This window comes from Halomonas sp. 707B3 (assembly GCF_024158645.1).
Taxonomy (GTDB): Bacteria; Pseudomonadota; Gammaproteobacteria; order Pseudomonadales; family Halomonadaceae; genus Vreelandella; species Vreelandella lionensis.
Genome location: NZ_JAMZBE010000303.1, coordinates 1 through 1,234 on the forward strand (window position 1 = coordinate 1; position 1,234 = coordinate 1,234).

Genomic DNA, 1,234 nt, shown 5'->3' on the forward strand with positions numbered 1-1,234 from the left:
TGAATCGCCCCAGGTTTCGTAGACACCTCCAGGCCTTATACTAAAGGTATCTAGGAGGAACCATGAGCCATCCCCGCTACACTGAAGAATTCAAAATCGAAGCCGTCAAACAGGTGGTAGAGCGCGGCCATCGCGTGGCCGAGGTCGCTGAGCGGCTAGGCGTGTCAGGTCACAGCCTATACAACTGGATTAAGCGCTACGATAAGCCGGTAGAACAACGGCAAGAGGATGATGATCTCCAAGCTGAAAACCGTCGTTTGAAGGCCGAACTCAAACGCGTATCAGAAGAGCGAGACATATTAAAAAAGGCCACCGCGTACTTCGCCAGGGAGTCCGACTGAGGTACGCGTTTATTCAAAATCATGCGAGCCAATATTCGGTACGTCGCTTGTGTCAGGTGATGGCAGTGCACCCCAGCGGTTACTACGCATGGTGTAAAAAAGCGCTCTCTAATCGAGCACGGGAAGATGAGCGCCTGCTGGGATTGATCAAGCACTCTTGGCTTGAAAGCGGCGGTGTATATGGCTATCGCAAAGTCTACCAGGACTTGCGTGAAGCTGGCGAAGCTTGCGGGAAGCACCGTGTGGCGCGTCTTATGAATAGGGAAGGTTTACGCTCTCAGACGGGCTATCGACGACGCCCTGGCGGCTATGGTGGTGGAAAACCGGCTGTTGTATCCCCTAACCATTTAGACCGTCAGTTTGAAGTAACAGCGCCAAATATTGCTTGGGTGACGGACATCACGTACATCCGCACTTACGAAGGCTGGCTTTACTTATCAGTAGTTATCGACCTGTTTTCCCGTCAAGTGGTTGGCTGGTCGATGAAGTCTCGCATGACTACGGAGTTGGTATTGGATGCTTTGTTATCAGCAGTCTGGCGACGCAAGCCACAAGGAACGGTGATGGTGCATTCGGATCAAGGAAGCCAGTTTAGCAGTGGAGACTGGCAAAGCTTTCTGAAAGCAAATCACTTGGTAGGCAGCATGAGCCGACGTGGTAACTGTCATGACAACGCCGTTGCTGAAAGCTTCTTTCAACTTCTCAAGCGAGAGCGAATCAAGCGACAGATTTATTCAACACGCGAAGCGGCTAGACGTGACGTTTTCAATTACATTGAAATGTTTTACAACCCAAAGCGCCGACACAGCACAAGTGATAACTTGTCACCGGTTGAGTATGAAAGGCGTTACTTTAAGAGCCTAACGGGTGTCTAGAATATCCGGGGCGATTCA

The 1,234-nt window shown here is 50.8% G+C and carries 1 protein-coding gene; it reads left to right on the forward strand.

Going from position 1 to position 1,234, the window contains the following annotated elements; genetic code table 11:
• Positions 1-62: 62 nt before the first annotated feature.
• Positions 63-1,216 (forward strand): IS3 family transposase gene (locus BIS10_RS18785; protein ID WP_113271325.1). Its coding sequence is split into 2 segments (ribosomal slippage): positions 63-300 and positions 300-1,216, totalling 1,155 coding nucleotides; the frame shifts between segments, so codons are not numbered across the junction.
• Positions 1,217-1,234: the final 18 nt, after the last annotated feature.